This window comes from Flavobacterium inviolabile (assembly GCF_013389455.1).
In the GTDB taxonomy this organism is placed as follows: domain Bacteria; phylum Bacteroidota; class Bacteroidia; order Flavobacteriales; family Flavobacteriaceae; genus Flavobacterium; species Flavobacterium inviolabile.
Map to the genome: position 1 here is coordinate 1,742,781 of NZ_CP058278.1, position 15,886 is coordinate 1,758,666.

Below are 15,886 nucleotides of genomic sequence, written 5' to 3' on the forward strand. Positions count from 1 at the left end.
AGGAGTAGAATAACTGTAAAACATAAAGACGAGAATGAACATCATTGAGGATTTTAAAATGCAATATAAAATAGGGGGAATAGCACAAAAGCTTATTTTCTGGAATGTAGGTATTGCTATCCCGTTCTTTCTTTTAAGAGCATTTGCTCCTGCTCTTTTTGAAACAGTATTGGCCTGGACCAGTCTTTCATCCGTTGTGATGACGGCGGTAACCCGACCGTGGACGCTGCTGACGTATGCTTTTCTGCATGCCGATTTCTTCCATTTGTTGTTTAACATGATCGTGCTCAATTTTGCCAGCCGCTTGTTTACAACCTATTTTACACAAAAACAACTATTCGGTTTGTACCTGCTTGGAGCGATTTTTGCAGGAGTGTTGTTTGTTGCAACCGATTTTATTTTTCATAACAATACCATATTAGTAGGCGCATCGGGAGCCATCATGGCGGTTTTGATTGGTGCGGCGGCCTATTCGCCTTTAACCGAAATCCGCCTGTTGCTGGTTGGCAACGTAAAGCTGTGGCACATTGCCCTGGTACTGGTTGTTTTAGACCTGATTCAGATTCCGGTGAGCAATACCGGCGGACATATTGCCCATTTGGGTGGTGCTTTCTTCGGGTTTTTATATATAAAATTGCTGAAAAACGGAACCGACCTGACAAAAGGAGTTTCTGCTTTTCTGGATACGGTAGCAGGTTTATTCAGCCCTAAAAAAACAACACCGTTTAAAACAGTACACCGAAATACCCGTCAGCAGACAAAATCGACCGGCAATTCCGGAATATCCAATAAAGATGTTACCCAGAAGCAAATTGACGATATCCTGGATAAAATCAGTAAATCCGGGTATGACAGCCTTACAAAGGACGAGAAAGAATTCTTGTTTAAAGTTGGCAAATAAATAATTTCAGGCACACGCCTTATCCGCAAATTTAGTCTTTGGACGAAACAGTATGAAGAACTTATCATGGTTTAATAAAGTGGCTTTCTTTTTCAATATAGTGTTGACTGTATTGAGCTTTATTGCCTATGTACTGCCGTTCCTGGCGCCCAAGCTGTTCCCGTTCCTTTCGGTACTGACGCTGGTGCTGCCGCTGATGCTGATTCTGAATTTACTGTTCCTGTTTTACTGGCTGATCCAGCTGAAAAAACAGGTGCTGCTTTCGGTTTTTGTATTCCTTATCGGGATTACATTCTTTAATAAGTTTTATAAATTCTCGGCTAAAGATTTAATTGCAGAAGATGATGATTTTGTTGTGATGAGCTATAATGTGCGTTTGTTCAACGTGTTTGAATGGATCAAGCAGGACAATGTGATCGACAAGATCCAGGCTTTTGTACTGTCGCAAAATCCGGATATTCTATGCCTGCAGGAATATTCGAATACGCAGCCGGTGCAGTTTGACGGCTATAAGCACCAGTTTATTTATATGCAGGGCGATAAGGTAAAAACCGGTCAGGCTATTTTTTCAAAGTTCCCTATTGTAAATGGCGGTAATATTAAGTTTCCGAATTCGAATAACAATGTGATTTTCGCCGATATTAAAAAAGGAAGGGACACCCTTCGCGTGTACAGCATGCATTTGCAGTCTATCAAGATAAGCCCCGATATACACGAGAAAATCGATGAGGTGAAGTCTAAAAAGATATTCAGACGTATCAGTGAGGCTTTTGCCGTACAGCAATTACAGTCGGAGCTGATCAAGCAGCACAAAGCCGAATGTCATTACCCGCTGATCATCTGCGGCGATCTGAACAACAGTGCCTTTTCCTATGTGTACCGAAACATTAAAGGGAACATGAAAGACGCGTTTGAAGAAGCCGGTAAAGGTTTCGGGAAAACGTATGACTACGACTATTATCCGGCACGGATCGATTATGTGTTTGTGGACAAACGCATTGAAGTGAAAAATTTTGTGAACCACGATAATTTTATCAATTCCGACCATTTTCCTATTACCACCCGCCTGACTTTACGGGATGAGGCACCAACGACCAATACTAAAGAAACAACGGAAAAGAAAAAGTAGTTTTATAAAGACTGGTTTTTCAGGTATTCCATGGCATAACGCCCTTCGTTAAAAAGTACGTCCAGGATGCTCAGGTTGTTAATAAACCTGTGTTTTTCTTCAAATACCTGTGTGTACGGTTCAAAAACGGAAGTGTCTTTTTTACCGTTTACTAAAGAACGGAAATCGACTTTATCTGCCGGTTCGGCGAAATATTCAGTTGTTTTGGAGTAGGAGAAATCCATGCCCAGACAATCGGTAACGATTTCCATGACCTCAAAATTCAGGTCCATCATAAAAGTATGCTCTTTTTCAAATACCGGACGGATGTCGTCTTCAAAATACTCAAAGAAAGGCGATGTTCTGTAGGCTGCTTCCAGTGATTTCCAGTGCTGTTTCTGCCAGTTAAAGGCATTTTCAATCTTTACATCCTTAAATTTCTGGTGTAACACCGGACTGTGCTTTACCGGAATATTCAGCATCTGCATCCCGTTAGGGCTGTAAATATACATTCTGTTGCGATTGGTTTGCTTCTGGAAGTTGTCTTCCGTTTCAAACGTAATCGTATCTGTTTGTACCATCGCTGTAAAATGACTGATGGAAGGAAAGTAGGTAGGATGTATAAGGATGTTCATTTTGATGTGTGGTTTTTGATGTACGATATATGAGGTTTGATTTATGAAGAATGAGAAGTAAAAATAATTGCTGTGGTTTATGACAACTTTTAATTTTACTTCTCATCCTGTTTATGACGCCTGCATACTACATCGTAAAGCAGACAGCTTATGTCATAAATTAATTACGAGTTTCTTTTCGCTTTTCTTTTCTTGTAGAAGTCATATCCTAACCATGCTGCCAAAACAACTACGAAGTAGATAAAATACGATACTGGTTTCCCGCTTCCGCCAACTGTTGTGAATAGTCTTTCCCAACGTATTTTGTCGATGGCTTTAGCCCAGGGAATATTCTGATCCAGACTCATCCAGATGAATACCGGTTTTCCCACTACGTTTTCGAAAGGTACATAACCCCAGTAACGGCTGTCCTGTGAGTTGTGACGGTTGTCACCCATCATCCAGTAATAGTTTTGTTTAAAAGTATAAGAGGTCGCTACTTTACCGTTAATACGGATTTCGTCGCCATTCACTTTTAAATCGTTGTTTTCATATTCGGTAATGATCTGCTTGTAGAAAGGAAGGGTTTCTTTGTTTAAAACAACAGTTTTGCCTTCTTCCGGAATGTAAATAGGACCAAAGTTATCCTGTGACCAGCTTTGTGTACCCGGGAATATGCCTTGTTCGCGTTCTTTGGAAATATTTTTTGTGATCGATTTTACAATCGGATTGTTTTTGATGCGTTCTGCTGCTTCATCCGTTAAACACTGAAAGTAGAACAGGTTTTTATCCTGAACATAGTGAACTTCGCTCGGATTTAATTTCAGGTCATTAATCAGGTAGTTGTAGTCAAAAGCATTACCGTCTGTGATAACCTGGTAAGAGAACTGTATTTTTTGTCGGTCGTGTAATTCAAGCGGTTTCCCGTTAATCATCACTACCCCGTCTTTAATGGAAAGACTATCGCCCGGAATACCAACGCAGCGTTTTACATAGTTGGTTTTTTTGTCAACAGGCTTATAGGTATATTGTCCGGAATTGTCGCCAAACATGGTTCTAACGGTGTCTACCGGCCAGTTGAAAACAACGATGTCGTTACGTTCGATTTTTTGGATTCCCGGTAAGCGGAACGACGGGAATTGCGGCCAGCTCAGGTAGGATTTGGTATTGATAAGCGGAATGGTATCGTGAACCATCGGCATTGCCACGGCTGTTTTTGGCGTTCTGGCGCCATAGTGAAATTTGCTTACAAAAAGGAAGTCACCAATCAATAAGGATTTTTCCAATGAAGAAGAAGGAATGGTGTACGGCTGCATCACATAGGTGTGTACTAATGTTGCCACTACTACGGCAAACAACAGCGAACTTAAGGTGTTGTCCTTTTTAACTTCATTCTTATTCGGGATATAAGTTACATTCTGGGTATAGTTGATATAATAGATATACAAACCTAAAGTCACCACACCTAAGATGGTGTCAACCGGCGTATTCTTACCAAAGCTTCTCAGGGTTTCCACCCAGATAACCGGGAACATGATCAGGTTCACGATAGGGATGAACAGTAGGATGGTCCACCATTTCGGGCGGTCGATAATTTTCATCAATACAATCGCATTGTAAACCGGAATAGCGGCTTCCCAGGATTTTCTACCGGCCTTTTCGTATAATTTCCATGTTCCTATATAGTGTACAAGCTGTATAACCAGGAAGAATATAAACCATTGAATAAGTGTCATGTCTTTGTTTGTTTAGTATATTATTAAATCAGATTTAATACGTCTTTCATTGTGAAAACACCCTTTTTTCCGGCGATCCATTCGGCAGCAATTACGGCTCCAAGAGCGAATCCTTCCCGGTTGTGGGCAACGTGTTTGATCTCTATAAAATCCACATCAGAATTATAGGTCACCGTGTGTGTGCCCGGTACGTTTTCAATACGCTTGGCATCAATCTGTATTTCACCGGCTTTGGGAGCACCCATCGTCCAGCTGTTGTAGCCGGAATTTTCGATAATTCCTTTTGCCAGGGTAATCGCCGTACCGCTTGGCGCATCCAGTTTTTGCGTATGGTGGATTTCTTCCATCGAAACGTTATATTCTTTTACATTCGCCATCATCTTTGCCAGATAATTGTTCAGTTCAAAGAAAATATTAACACCCAGACTGAAATTGGAACCATAAATAAAGGCTCCGTTTTTCTCCTGGCACAATTGTACCATGTCGTTGTATTGTTCCAGCCATCCCGTTGTTCCGGATACTACTGGTATATTAGTAGCAAAACAGGCGGAAATGTTACTAACGGCACTGTCGGGAACGCTAAAGTCTATGGCAACATCGGCTTTTTCAAGTCCGTCATAAGAATCGGCACTGGATTTTCGAAGTACAATTTCATGACCTCTTTCTAAAGCAATTCGTTCAATTACTTTACCCATTTTACCATATCCTAAAAGAGCAATTTTCATTTGGTGTGTAGTATTAAAAATTATAATTCAGTGTTAATCCTAAACTGTGTTTATAATTCATATCGTTTTGATAAATGTCAGGACGAACGGAAAGATTATCGTTTACGTTAAACTGCATTAAGTGGGCATCTACATTGGCATCTACGATGTTTAAAATGTAAATCCCTACGGTAATCAGCATGGAAAGGTCACGGTTTCGCTGATAGAATTTCTGGGCTTCTACCAGTCGGTTGTTATCCAGGCCGCCAAAATAAGGATCGTTCGGATCAGATGTTCCGTTCAGACGTTTTTTGTATTCGCTGCGGAAATCGTGATACTTGTTATTGTTTGTGGTGTAAAAATACAAACCGGTTCCCAGTCCGATATAGACTAAAGGAACCTTCCAGTATTTTTTATTGTATATCTGTCCTAATCCGGGTACTACGGCAGAATAAAAGGCTGCTTTAGAGGGGGCAAGCGGATTAATTCTGACGGGTTTGACAGAGTCAAGTGCTTTTAATATGGCGTCGTCTTTTTTATTTTGAGAAAAAACAAACTGACTTATTAGAAGCAGTGTGATAATCAGTATGGAATTGCAGCGACTCACTAACCTTCTATTAGCTTAATAATTCTTTTAAAATCTTCTTCAGAATGGAAAGGAATGGTGATCTTCCCTTTACCATTGCCGGCAACTTTTACATCAACCTTAGCCCCGAAAAATTCAGTAATGGCTTTTTTGTTTTCTTCAGCAACATTAAAAGAGGTACCTTTTGGTGCTTTTGGTGCCGCCGGTTTTAAACTGTCCTGATATGCTTTTACCAAAGCTTCCGTTTCGCGGACAGAAAGATTCTGGCTTACAATTTTCTGGTAAATATCGGTTTGAACGTCAAGATCTTCAATGTTGATGATGGCACGGCCATGACCCATAGTGATAAAACCGTCACGGATTCCGGTCTGGATAATCGGATCCAGTTTTAATAAACGAAGATAATTGGCAATAGTAGAACGTTTTTTACCAACACGCTCACTCATTTGTTCTTGTGTTAACTGAATCTCGTCAATTAAACGCTGGTAGGATAACGCGATCTCGATAGGGTCTAAATCGTGACGCTGAATGTTTTCTACCAATGCCATTACTAACGATTCGTTATCGTTAGCCAGACGGATATAAGCCGGAACAGTTGTTAATCCTACTAATCTGGAAGCACGCAAACGGCGCTCACCCGAGATCAGCTGGTATTTGTTGAAATCTAATTTACGAACGGTAATCGGTTGGATTAAACCCAGTTCCCTGATGGAAGACGCTAATTCCTGTAAGGATTCCTCGTTGAAATTAGTACGCGGCTGAAAAGGGTTTATTTCAATAGCATCTAAGTCAAGCTCAATAATATTCCCAACAACCTTATCGGCATTTTTATCCTCAACCGATTTGATATCGTTTTCAGGATCTTTTAATAATGCGGATAAGCCTCTTCCTAATGCTTGTTTTTTAATTGCCTTCGTCATAAAACCTTAGTTACTATTTTTTTTAATAATTTCTTCTGCTAAATGAATATAATTGGTTGCGCCTTTGCTGGTTGCATCATAGTTAATGATGCTTTCACCAAAACTTGGTGCTTCACTTAATTTTACGTTACGCTGAATAACGGTTTCAAAAACCATATCGTTAAAGTGCTTCTGTACTTCTTCCACTACCTGATTCGATAAACGCAAACGGGAATCATACATGGTTAGCAATAAACCTTCGATATCCAGCTGCGGGTTGTGGATTTTCTGCACGCTTTTAATCGTGTTCAGTAATTTACCCAAACCTTCCAGTGCGAAATATTCACACTGAATCGGAATAACAACCGAGTCGGCTGCCGTTAGCGCATTTAGCGTTAACAAGCCTAATGACGGTGCACAGTCAATAATGATATAATCATATTTTTCCTTAACACTGGCCAAAGCTTGTTTTAGCATATATTCACGGTTTTCTTTATCAACCAGTTCGATTTCGATAGCTACCAGGTCAATATGAGCCGGAATCAGCGAAACATTCGGTGCCGTACACGATAAGGTTGCTTCGTCCGGAGTATTGCTATGCTCTAATATCTGGTAGGTTCCTATTTCTACACTTTCTACGTCAATACCCAATCCGGAACTGGCATTAGCCTGTGGATCTGCATCAATCAATAAAACTTTTTTTTCCAATACGCCTAATGCGGCGGCTAAATTTACTGAAGTTGTAGTTTTTCCAACGCCACCTTTTTGATTGGCAATAGCAATGATTTTACCCATTTTGTCTTTAAAAATTTTGAACCGTAAAAATACAATTTATTATGGTTTATGAAAATGTTATTTGTTAACAATGTGATAAAGTTAAAAGTCCGTGTGAATGCTATGTGTATTGTGTTTAGGACTTTAGTTTTTGTTAGATCTTTCTATTAAAAAACAGCATGAAAGATTTAATGTTTTAATTGAGATTTTGTTACAAATGGTCTTTGTAAGAATGCTTTTTTTGTGATTTTAACACGAAGTGTTGTTTAATTTTATTATATTGCTATATTATTAACACAAAATTTTATATTATGAGCCTAGATGATTTTGAAAAAAATGTAATTACTCAAAAGAATGTAATTACAAAAAAAGAGTTGGTTAATGGTGGGTTGCTTACAGGAACGCAAACTACTAAAGTGTACAAAACCCATACAGCCATGAGCTCAATTCTCGAATGGATTTACGGAAACGATTACGGTACTCAGACAGATACTGCGGGCGATTGGAATGATGAAGGAACCTGTTAACCTTTTTTTTAGCAGATCTTTTTTTAAAAAGATCTGCTTTTTATTTTTTTTAGGAGCTCTTTGTGTGTCGTGTAAAAATTTTAAAGAAAAGAGTTGTCATGAAGATAAGATGTTTATTGATAACGGGAAGCCAAACATTAATAATTTAGACAATAAAATTTATAAAAGCGGATTGAAGTTTATTCACTCCATACGCTTTTTTAAAGGTGAAAAAGAATATTTTTTAGAATTAAAAAATTTAAGAGAGGAGCCTGTTTTAGTTCAGAAGAAAGATGTTGATGATGATGCTGTATTAATAAATAAATTTATTCTTACAGTTTTTAAAGGTGTTTGTAAGTCAGTATTAGAAGATCAAACAATAATAAAATACGATTATTATAATGATGATTGTCCTATTGGAGCTCTTTCGGAATTGTCCGGTATAATTGAAGATGAAAAAATGATTTTTTTGCATCCACCCAGGACTCCTTCCGGTTTTTCTTTTTTCGAAGTACTTCCTTTTCCTGTTATTAATCTGCCTTTAGCGTTAAATAAAGAATGGGAGAGTAATTTATATATTTCGGAAGAGATGAAAAAGGGTCTTAAAATAAATGAGTCTAATATTTATAAGAAATATAAAGTCATTGGAAAAGAAGTTGTTAGGATGAGGAAAACAGGATTGGTCGATTGCTATGTTATTAATTGTGAATCTTTGGCTGGTGAAAAAAGAATTTCATTTTGTAAGTACTATTTTAATGAAAAATTCGGTTTTGTAAAGTTAGATATTAACTATAGAGGGAGGAAAATAATTGTAGATTTGATAGAGGTAAAATGATTTTAATCTTAAGTGCTTATTTTGATCAAAGTACAAATGATGTTATAGATTGGCTCTGTCATTACAAAGCATCTTTTGTTAGAATTGATGGTGAATCATACTTGAATTCTGAACTGAATTATAAAGTAATTCTTTCAGATAACGGTATTGAATTAAGTCTTGGAAATATCTTGTTAAACAATCTTACAGCTGTTTGGAATAGAAGATGGATTCCGTATAATTTTTCATTTAATGATGAATTGGAAAAGTTTGAAGATGTTGATATCGGAGTTTTAGCAAATATTAAGAATAATGTAATAATCGAAATGAGGAAGTCATACAAACTGCTTTTCGATTTTTTACAAACCAAAAATATTAAATCGTTACCCTTTTTTAATTCAATAGCTATAGATAAATTAACAGTTCTAAAAGCCGCTGCCGGTGTTGGATTGAAAATACCTGAAAGTATTATTTGTAATAATAAAAATGACTTATTGAGATTTTACGATAATCATCAGAAAATTATAACGAAGCCTTTAGGAGAAGCAATGAGTTTTTCCGGGAAATCACATAGTTATCTAAATAAAACGGTTATAATTGAGGAGTGTTTTCTTGAGCAAATTGAAGAAAGATTTTTTCCTTCACTATTTCAGAAGTATATAGAAAAGGAAATTGAAATTAGAAGCTTTTTTTTAGAAGGTAAGTTTTATTCAATGGCAATTTTTTCTCAATTAGATAAAATGACTTCCGTAGATTTTAGAAATTATAATGATTTGCATCCTAATCGAAATACACCTTTTAAATTACCTGAAGAAGTTGAAAAAAGGATAGATAATTTGATGTCTGTTTTGAATCTTAATACAGGATCTGTTGATATTATACTAACTCCTGATAATGATTTTGTTTTTTTAGAAGTGAACCCTATAGGTCAATTTGGGATGACCTCATATCCATGTAATTATTACTTAGAAAAAGAAATAGCCAAATCTTTAATTGTAGACGTTTATGAATAATAAATTACCCGCCATATACTCATTGTTGGAAAAAGTTGAAAAGCAGAAAGAAACTGAAATGCAGGAATTGTTTTTTGATCATATAGGTAAATATAAAACAAAATTATCTATGTGTTCAGGGCCACAAAAACCTATTTCAAAAATGTTAAAAGATGAAGTACTTTAAATTATTTGCCGCTTGTATAATTGTAAAAGGTTTTAAACGAAGTTCAATATCAGATTTAGAAAGAAATAAAAATTATATCATTCCAAATTTTGTAGCCGACTTTTTGTTAAGAGGGAATGCTACGATTGATGTAGATGACAATTTAAAACAATGGATTGATTTATTTGTGAAAGAAGAATTAGGTTTTTTTACAAAATATCCGGATTATTATCCAAATTTAAGTTTGGAATGGGATAGCCCGGAAACGATAAATAATGCCATTATAGAAGCAGATAATTTAAATGAAACAGCGCTTATAGACCTTATTAATCAATTAAACGATTTAAGTTGCAGGTATATTGAATTCAGATTTTATTCAAATATAAATATTTCATTATTTGAACAAATACTAATAGACTTACATAAAGGGAGCGTTTCAGGTATCGTGATTTACGCTAAATATGACTCTAATGATATGGAATGTATTCAAGGGTTATTAGCGAAAAGTAATATTATATTAAGTATTGTTCTTCATTCCTGTAATGAGGAAATAATTAATGATAATCCGAGAATATACATTACAAATCAAATTATTAACGCATCTGTTCATTGTGGTCAGATCTCTCAAGACTATTTTTCGATTAACATAAAAACATTTACAGAATCGAATCATTTTAATACCTGCCTGAATAAAAAAATTGCCATTGATAATGATGGAAATATAAAGAATTGTCCGTCCATGAAAGAAAGTTATGGAAACATTAAGGATACTAAGTTAATAGATGTCGTTGATAATTCTTGTTTTAAAGATTATTGGATTATTAAAAAAGATGTAATCGATGTGTGCAAAAATTGTGAGTTTAGACATATTTGTACAGATTGCAGAGCTTATATTGAAGAACCAAACAATAAGTTTTCAAAGCCTTTAAAATGTGGGTATAATCCCTATACTAATAAATGGAGTGAATGGAATTCAGATCATTCTAAAAAGATGTTAATAGAATATTATGGTTTATGAAAATGTTATTTGTTAACAATGTGATAAAGTTAAAACAGTGAGGGAATTAGCAAATTACAATTATTTGCAGTAGCAATACCGGAGCCGAAATGGTTTTGCAGGATTTTTAGGATTATATAATCAGCAGTAGTAATACTACTCGTTGTATCCGTAAAAAGCAATAGAAAATAACAGCAATGCATTCGTTTATGCAGGTTGTGTACTAGATTGTTTAAGCATTGCAATGCATGATATTGTTGAGGTGTTGCAGTTGTTTGTTGCTGTCCTGCCATTGATTTTAAACAAACTGATTTACCGGAATAAAAAAGACCGGTAATTGCCCGGTCTTTTGATATTTTATTTGTTTCCTTTTTGTTTGATCATGGCTTCCAGCATGTCCCACATTTCTTTTGGAATGGCTTCCAGCAGGTTAAATTGTCCTGCGCCCTGCAGCCATTCGCCACCATCGATGGTAATGACTTCACCGTTAACGTAAGCCGAAAAATCAGAAACCAGATAGGCAGCTAAATTAGCCAGTTCCTGGTGGTCACCTACACGTTTTAACGGTACTTTTTTAGCTAAATCGAACTTGTCCTTTAAGTCACCCGGTAACAAACGGTCCCAGGCACCTTTGGTAGGAAAAGGTCCCGGTGCAATGGCGTTGGTACGGATGCCGTATTTCGCCCATTCTACGGCCAAACTGCGGGTCATGGCTAAAACACCTGCTTTTGCTGTGGCCGACGGGACTACATAAGCCGAACCGGTCCAGGCATAAGTGGTGACGATATTTAAAATAGTGGTATTGGTCTGTTTGGTATCTATCCAGTGCTTACCAAAAGCAAGCGTACAGTTTTTAGAGCCTTTTAATACGATATCAATAATCGTGTCGAAGGCATTTGCCGAAAGACGCTCGGTAGGAGAGATAAAGTTTCCGGCGGCATTGTTTAGTAAAACATCTACTTTTCCAAAAGCGTTCAGTACTTCCTGAAGCATGGCTTCTACCTGCTCATAATGGCGGACATCACATGGAACGGCAAGGCATTTTCCTCCGGTTTCCTGTTCCAATTCTTTTGCAGTATTTTGCAGTTTGTCCAGGTCACGGGAAGTTATCGCTACTTTTGCGCCTAATTCCAGGAAATATTTTGTCATGGCTTTTCCCAAGCCACTTCCGCCACCGGTTACGACAATTACTTTGTCTTCCAGCGCATTATCACGAAGCATTTTTGCTGTAAAATTCATAAGTTTTATTTTTTGGAAACGTAAATATAGGAAATTTTTTTATTATGCATGCATAATAAAAAAGAAAGCATGTGAAAGGTTTTGATACCGTTGAAACGGGAAACAAATTTAGGTAAAACAGGTTTTTAAACCTATGTAAAAGCAGCCGGTTGCCCGGAATCAGAAGGATTGCGGGTGCTGCTGCGGTAAAAGCAAAAGGGATAACAACTGCTGTTATCCCTTTTGGTTATTGGATTTAATAGGTCAGGACGATTCCGCCTCCCATACCCATATCGCTGTCGTAATGAGCCGAGAGCGACCAGTATTTGGTGAGGATATACCGGGAACCGACACTGTATTCAAAATCGGTATTCCAGGAACCCCAAAGCCGGACCCTGTCGGTTACCGGAATGTCTTTGCGGACAAACTGCAAACGGGCTTTGCCTTCATGATCCAAGCGGACATCGGCATTGATAAGCCAGGGCAGCTGGTAGATCAACCCGATACAGGCTACAGCCCTTTGGTTTTGGGTACTTGCCTGCCCGAACAGGTTTTCTTCCCGCTCAAGGCTGTTGTGGTAACGGAAATCAAATCCGGTATATACAGACAGGTATTGGTTTTTATCCAGATAGCGTCCGAAATGAGCTTCGGTTTCATATCCGGTATTTTTGTTAAAGCCCAGGCGCCATTCCACATCAAAGAAATTACGGGTGTTTTCCAGGCGCATTTCGCCATCGCTTCCGTTGCTTTCCAGGCCAACCTCAGCAGAGAAATAATAACGTCTGTCGTCGTTATAAACCATTTTCAAAGCCATTTCCGGATCCGGAATCTGCGGGTTAGGCGGTGAGTTTTCATAAGTGAAGATTCGACCCATTCCGGCCATCATGTGGTACAGAATGTGGCAGTGGAAATACCAGTCGCCATATTCCTCCGAAGCATGGAATTCGATCGTGTCGGTTTCCATCGGCATGATGTCCAGTACATTTTTTAACGGAGCATAATCCCCTTGTCCGTTCAGGATACGGAAAAAATGCCCGTGTAAATGCATCGGGTGCCGCATCATTGAATTGTTCGTGACTACAATACGAATGTTTTCTCCTTTTTTGATCAGTACTTTATCCGATTCGGATATGGTTTTATTGTTCAGGGTCCATACATAACGGTTCATGTTTCCGGTGAGCTCAAAATGCAGCGTCCGGACCGGACCATCGGGAAGGTTTGTTTTTACCGGCGATTTCAGCATGGCATAATTCAGGGTAACAATATCGGTATTGCCGGTTTCCTGATGTTGGTGACCTTCCATAGCCATGCCGGCAGTTTTTTTGTCCTTTTCCTTTCCGGTTATTTCGGGATACATAACAGTGTTCATGTCCATTTGCTGCAGGCTCATGTTCATGCCCATATCTTTCATGTTGCCGCCCACGGTCATCATGTCGTTCATCATTTTCATCCCTTCAAAATATTTCAATTTTGGTAAAGGCTGCTGCAGCTGTTTGACGCCGTTGCCTAACCAAAGGGAAGCCTGCCCGGTACGGTCTTCTGCCGTAGCGACCAGTTCAAAGGCGGTGTCTTTATCCGGTATCGTAACGATAACATCATAGGTTTCGGATACGCCTACAATAAAACGGTCGACCGCTACCGGTTGTACATCCATACCATCGCTGGCGACAACCGTTATTTTTCCTCCGGCATAGTTGAGCCAGAAGTAAGTGGAGGCACTGCCGTTAATAATGCGTACCCGTACTTTTTCGCCGGGTTTGAATTGAGGGGCATGATCTTCCTGTTTGCCGTTTACAAAGAAGCGCTCGTAATAAACATCGCTCACATCCATAGCATGCATGCGTTTCCATTCGTTGGTAAACTTGGTCAGGAAATGGCCTTTTCCAATCGCCTCGGCATAATTTTGTGTGGCACCTTTTTTAATGGCATACCAGTCGTTTGCTTTGTGCAGCGAACGTTCGATTTCATGCGGATTGGCATCGGTCCAGTCACTCAGCAGCATGGTATATTCCGGTAGTTCCGGTTCCTGCTTTTTATGGATGATAAAAGCACCGTACATCCCGATTTGTTCCTGCAGCATGGTATGGGAATGATACCAGTAGGTTCCGCTTTGTTTAATCGGGAACTTATAGGTGTGTGTAGACATGCCTTTTATCGGGGCAGTTGTCAGGTATGGAACCCCGTCCTGTTCATTCGGTAGGAGCAGTCCGTGCCAGTGAATGGATGTTTCGTGGTGCATTTTATTGTGTACGCGGATCACAGCAGTATCTCCTTCGGTAAAATGAAGTGTAGGCGCCGGAATGCTGCCGTTTATGGCAATGGCTTTTACTTTTTTGCCGGTATAGTTCACCACAGTGTCCGTGACATAGAGGTCATATTCCTTACTGTTTTGCGCATAGCCGCTAAGGGCTGCAAACAGCAGCAGCAGTTGATAACAATGTTTCATGCTACTGTTATTTTAAAGTTTCCACAGTACTGCCGCAGCTCAGCATGGCAGAGCCGTAATAAGGGTTTTTGATGGTATTTTCTTTACTTAACCAATGGGCGCCCTTACCGTTATCATACATCGGACACTTCTGATAGTAATACGGAGCGTCGTTAGTTGTTGTTTTGGCTAAAGCATACAGGTTTTCCGAAAGGGAGGCAAAATGATCGCGCTGGTGTTTCACATCTGTTGTTTCTGCTATATGTCCGGCATCGGTTTTTAAACTGCTCTGGATTTTCATCCACAGGGTGTGCTGTTCGGTTTTCATTTTGTCCATTGGCGCAGCAGCAATGGCTTTTACCAGTTCGGAAGCTTTGGCGGAAGCCGTTTTTCCGTCTGATTTAATCAGCGCATCTTTGATGGAAAAATAGGCCGTATATACCGGGTTAAAAAGCGGACTGTTCTGAGTGGTTTCCGCTGCCGGCATATCATGTCCTTTATGAGAATCATGGTTTTCTGCGATTGCGCTCACTTTTGCCGGTCGGTCATACTGGCAGCATTCCGGCAGGTTTTTATAGGCTTCATCCGGTGCGCGGAATGTCTCGCTGTCATAACCGGCATAGGCTACTTTTTTAAGGATGGCATCGGTATTGGTTTTGGTCTGATCGTAGGTAAGGGTCAGCATATCGGTATCGACATTCCAGTCGGCTTTTACGATACCTTTTTCATTTGCTGCTTTTTCAATGGTTTTCTTACACATCTCGCAGTTGCCATACACTTTTACGGTTTCCGTTTTCGGGTTTTTTATCTGTGCTTCACAGCTTGTAAAGACGAATGCCATAGCAACAGCCATGGCTATATTTCTTAAGGTTTTCATTGTATTGAATTTTTGAATTAAGGAATGATGTAAATAACAATAACCCGTACTGTTTGGGGTACAGGTGTAATCATATTCTAATAATCAAATTCGAAATACTCTGTTAAGCAGGTATATGGGCTGCTTGTAGCGGTTGGGTGGGTTGTAATAGGAATAATTAAAGGACTCGGTACTTTTAAAAATATAGGGTATTTCAAGTACGGCCGGTATTGTAAACTGTATATGAAACGGATTGCTGAATTTTTGGGTCAGCAATTCTGCTTTCTGCTGGTTGTCGTCAATTTTGATTTTGACCTGTTTGTCTTCGCAGCACGGTTTTTTGGTTGCCTTAATACCGCAAAAGCATTTTGTTTCGTTGGCAGCAGTATGACTCAGTGAGGCCAGTTCTTCTCCGCAAAAATGCGCCGATACATTAACCCCGACTGCGGGGATTAAGTATAAGAGCATTAATATGGTTGCGAAAAACTTTTTCATGAATAAGAATCAATCTTCAAAATTATCGAATTAATGGGATTTTGTCATTAATAATGTGTTAAAAAGTTTTTTAAGGGCTTGGCGGCTAACCGGGA

Annotated in this window: 17 protein-coding genes; 7 read left to right on the plus strand and 10 right to left on the minus strand. The window is 38.8% G+C overall.

Annotation, left to right across the window (positions count from 1 at the left end; genetic code table 11):
* Window positions 1-34 precede the first annotated feature (34 nt).
* Window positions 35-901, plus strand: coding sequence for a rhomboid family protein (locus HW120_RS07665; RefSeq protein WP_177732858.1), 867 nt, complete (start codon window positions 35-37; stop codon window positions 899-901).
* Window positions 902-953: 52 nt separating this feature from the next.
* Window positions 954-2,030, plus strand: a complete 1,077-nt coding sequence (locus HW120_RS07670) for an endonuclease/exonuclease/phosphatase family protein (RefSeq protein WP_177732860.1) — start codon at window positions 954-956, stop codon at window positions 2,028-2,030.
* A 2-nt stretch (window positions 2,031-2,032) separates the two neighbouring features.
* Here HW120_RS07670 and HW120_RS07675 read toward each other — a convergent pair whose 3' ends face one another.
* The 6 genes from HW120_RS07675 to HW120_RS07700 form a co-directional block, all read right to left on the minus strand.
* A complete protein-coding gene (locus tag HW120_RS07675; protein WP_177732862.1) occupies window positions 2,033-2,644 on the minus strand; it encodes a WbqC family protein in 612 nt (203 codons plus the stop codon).
* A gap of 164 nt (window positions 2,645-2,808) precedes the next feature.
* Window positions 2,809-4,359 (minus strand): signal peptidase I, encoded by a 1,551-nt coding sequence (gene lepB / locus HW120_RS07680; protein WP_177732865.1) that lies wholly within the window; start codon window positions 4,357-4,359, stop codon window positions 2,809-2,811.
* 23 nt (window positions 4,360-4,382) lie between these two features.
* Window positions 4,383-5,084, minus strand: coding sequence for a 4-hydroxy-tetrahydrodipicolinate reductase (dapB, locus tag HW120_RS07685; RefSeq protein WP_177732867.1), 702 nt, complete (start codon window positions 5,082-5,084; stop codon window positions 4,383-4,385).
* 13 nt (window positions 5,085-5,097) lie between these two features.
* A complete protein-coding gene (locus HW120_RS07690; protein ID WP_246297051.1) occupies window positions 5,098-5,670 on the minus strand; it encodes a DUF5683 domain-containing protein in 573 nt (190 codons plus the stop codon).
* Window positions 5,670-6,569, minus strand: a complete 900-nt coding sequence (locus tag HW120_RS07695) for a ParB/RepB/Spo0J family partition protein (RefSeq protein WP_177732870.1) — start codon at window positions 6,567-6,569, stop codon at window positions 5,670-5,672. The genes HW120_RS07690 and HW120_RS07695 overlap by 1 nt, the downstream gene beginning before the upstream one ends.
* A 6-nt stretch (window positions 6,570-6,575) precedes the next feature.
* A complete protein-coding gene (locus tag HW120_RS07700; protein ID WP_177732872.1) occupies window positions 6,576-7,343 on the minus strand; it encodes a ParA family protein in 768 nt (255 codons plus the stop codon).
* A 290-nt stretch (window positions 7,344-7,633) separates the two neighbouring features.
* On the opposite strand from HW120_RS07700, the gene HW120_RS07705 reads away from it, so the two are divergent.
* From HW120_RS07705 to gwsS, 5 genes are read left to right on the plus strand one after another with little or no spacing between them, the layout of a single operon-like run.
* The gene (locus HW120_RS07705; protein WP_177732875.1) at window positions 7,634-7,849 is read left to right on the plus strand and encodes a hypothetical protein; all 216 of its coding nucleotides are present in this window, start codon (window positions 7,634-7,636) and stop codon (window positions 7,847-7,849) included.
* Complete coding sequence (locus tag HW120_RS07710; protein WP_177732877.1) at window positions 7,830-8,663, plus strand: hypothetical protein; 834 nt, start codon at window positions 7,830-7,832, stop codon at window positions 8,661-8,663. Before HW120_RS07705 ends, HW120_RS07710 begins: the two co-directional genes overlap by 20 nt.
* The gene (gene gwsG / locus HW120_RS07715; RefSeq protein ID WP_177732879.1) at window positions 8,660-9,655 is read left to right on the plus strand and encodes a grasp-with-spasm system ATP-grasp peptide maturase; all 996 of its coding nucleotides are present in this window, start codon (window positions 8,660-8,662) and stop codon (window positions 9,653-9,655) included. The genes HW120_RS07710 and gwsG overlap by 4 nt, the downstream gene beginning before the upstream one ends.
* On the plus strand, window positions 9,648-9,821 hold the full coding sequence (locus HW120_RS07720) for a hypothetical protein (RefSeq protein WP_177732881.1): 174 nt from the start codon (window positions 9,648-9,650) through the stop codon (window positions 9,819-9,821). Before gwsG ends, HW120_RS07720 begins: the two co-directional genes overlap by 8 nt.
* Window positions 9,808-10,818 (plus strand): grasp-with-spasm system SPASM domain peptide maturase, encoded by a 1,011-nt coding sequence (gwsS, locus tag HW120_RS07725; RefSeq protein WP_177732883.1) that lies wholly within the window; start codon window positions 9,808-9,810, stop codon window positions 10,816-10,818. Before HW120_RS07720 ends, gwsS begins: the two co-directional genes overlap by 14 nt.
* 336 nt (window positions 10,819-11,154) lie before the next feature.
* Here the strand turns inward: gwsS and HW120_RS07730 are convergent, their stop codons facing one another.
* From HW120_RS07730 to HW120_RS07745, 4 genes are all read right to left on the minus strand, one after another.
* Window positions 11,155-12,036: an SDR family oxidoreductase gene (locus tag HW120_RS07730; RefSeq protein WP_177732885.1), complete on the minus strand. Its 882-nt coding sequence runs from the start codon at window positions 12,034-12,036 to the stop codon at window positions 11,155-11,157.
* Window positions 12,037-12,271: 235 nt separating this feature from the next.
* Window positions 12,272-14,461, minus strand: coding sequence for a multicopper oxidase domain-containing protein (locus tag HW120_RS07735; RefSeq protein WP_177732887.1), 2,190 nt, complete (start codon window positions 14,459-14,461; stop codon window positions 12,272-12,274).
* 7 nt (window positions 14,462-14,468) lie between these two features.
* On the minus strand, window positions 14,469-15,317 hold the full coding sequence (locus HW120_RS07740) for a DUF3347 domain-containing protein (protein WP_177732889.1): 849 nt from the start codon (window positions 15,315-15,317) through the stop codon (window positions 14,469-14,471).
* Window positions 15,318-15,401: 84 nt separating this feature from the next.
* The gene (locus HW120_RS07745) at window positions 15,402-15,791 is read right to left on the minus strand and encodes an HYC_CC_PP family protein (protein ID WP_177732891.1); all 390 of its coding nucleotides are present in this window, start codon (window positions 15,789-15,791) and stop codon (window positions 15,402-15,404) included.
* Between the last annotated feature and the right edge of the window lie 95 nt (window positions 15,792-15,886).

What these genes read in the sequence shown, in the direction of transcription:
- HW120_RS07730 (WP_177732885.1), bottom strand. Translation starts at nt 12,036, where the DNA reads ATGAATTTTACAGCAAAAATGCTTCGTGATAATGCGCTGGAAGACAAA.
- HW120_RS07665 (WP_177732858.1), top strand. Translation starts at nt 35, where the DNA reads ATGAACATCATTGAGGATTTTAAAATGCAATATAAAATAGGGGGAATA.
- HW120_RS07735 (WP_177732887.1), bottom strand. Translation starts at nt 14,461, where the DNA reads ATGAAACATTGTTATCAACTGCTGCTGCTGTTTGCAGCCCTTAGCGGC.
- HW120_RS07705 (WP_177732875.1), top strand. Translation starts at nt 7,634, where the DNA reads ATGAGCCTAGATGATTTTGAAAAAAATGTAATTACTCAAAAGAATGTA.
- HW120_RS07740 (WP_177732889.1), bottom strand. Translation starts at nt 15,317, where the DNA reads ATGAAAACCTTAAGAAATATAGCCATGGCTGTTGCTATGGCATTCGTC.
- HW120_RS07670 (WP_177732860.1), top strand. Translation starts at nt 954, where the DNA reads ATGAAGAACTTATCATGGTTTAATAAAGTGGCTTTCTTTTTCAATATA.
- HW120_RS07745 (WP_177732891.1), bottom strand. Translation starts at nt 15,791, where the DNA reads ATGAAAAAGTTTTTCGCAACCATATTAATGCTCTTATACTTAATCCCC.
- HW120_RS07720 (WP_177732881.1), top strand. Translation starts at nt 9,648, where the DNA reads ATGAATAATAAATTACCCGCCATATACTCATTGTTGGAAAAAGTTGAA.
- gwsS (WP_177732883.1), top strand. Translation starts at nt 9,808, where the DNA reads ATGAAGTACTTTAAATTATTTGCCGCTTGTATAATTGTAAAAGGTTTT.
- lepB (WP_177732865.1), bottom strand. Translation starts at nt 4,359, where the DNA reads ATGACACTTATTCAATGGTTTATATTCTTCCTGGTTATACAGCTTGTA.
- HW120_RS07700 (WP_177732872.1), bottom strand. Translation starts at nt 7,343, where the DNA reads ATGGGTAAAATCATTGCTATTGCCAATCAAAAAGGTGGCGTTGGAAAA.
- dapB (WP_177732867.1), bottom strand. Translation starts at nt 5,084, where the DNA reads ATGAAAATTGCTCTTTTAGGATATGGTAAAATGGGTAAAGTAATTGAA.
- HW120_RS07695 (WP_177732870.1), bottom strand. Translation starts at nt 6,569, where the DNA reads ATGACGAAGGCAATTAAAAAACAAGCATTAGGAAGAGGCTTATCCGCA.
- HW120_RS07675 (WP_177732862.1), bottom strand. Translation starts at nt 2,644, where the DNA reads ATGAACATCCTTATACATCCTACCTACTTTCCTTCCATCAGTCATTTT.
- gwsG (WP_177732879.1), top strand. Translation starts at nt 8,660, where the DNA reads ATGATTTTAATCTTAAGTGCTTATTTTGATCAAAGTACAAATGATGTT.
- HW120_RS07710 (WP_177732877.1), top strand. Translation starts at nt 7,830, where the DNA reads ATGATGAAGGAACCTGTTAACCTTTTTTTTAGCAGATCTTTTTTTAAA.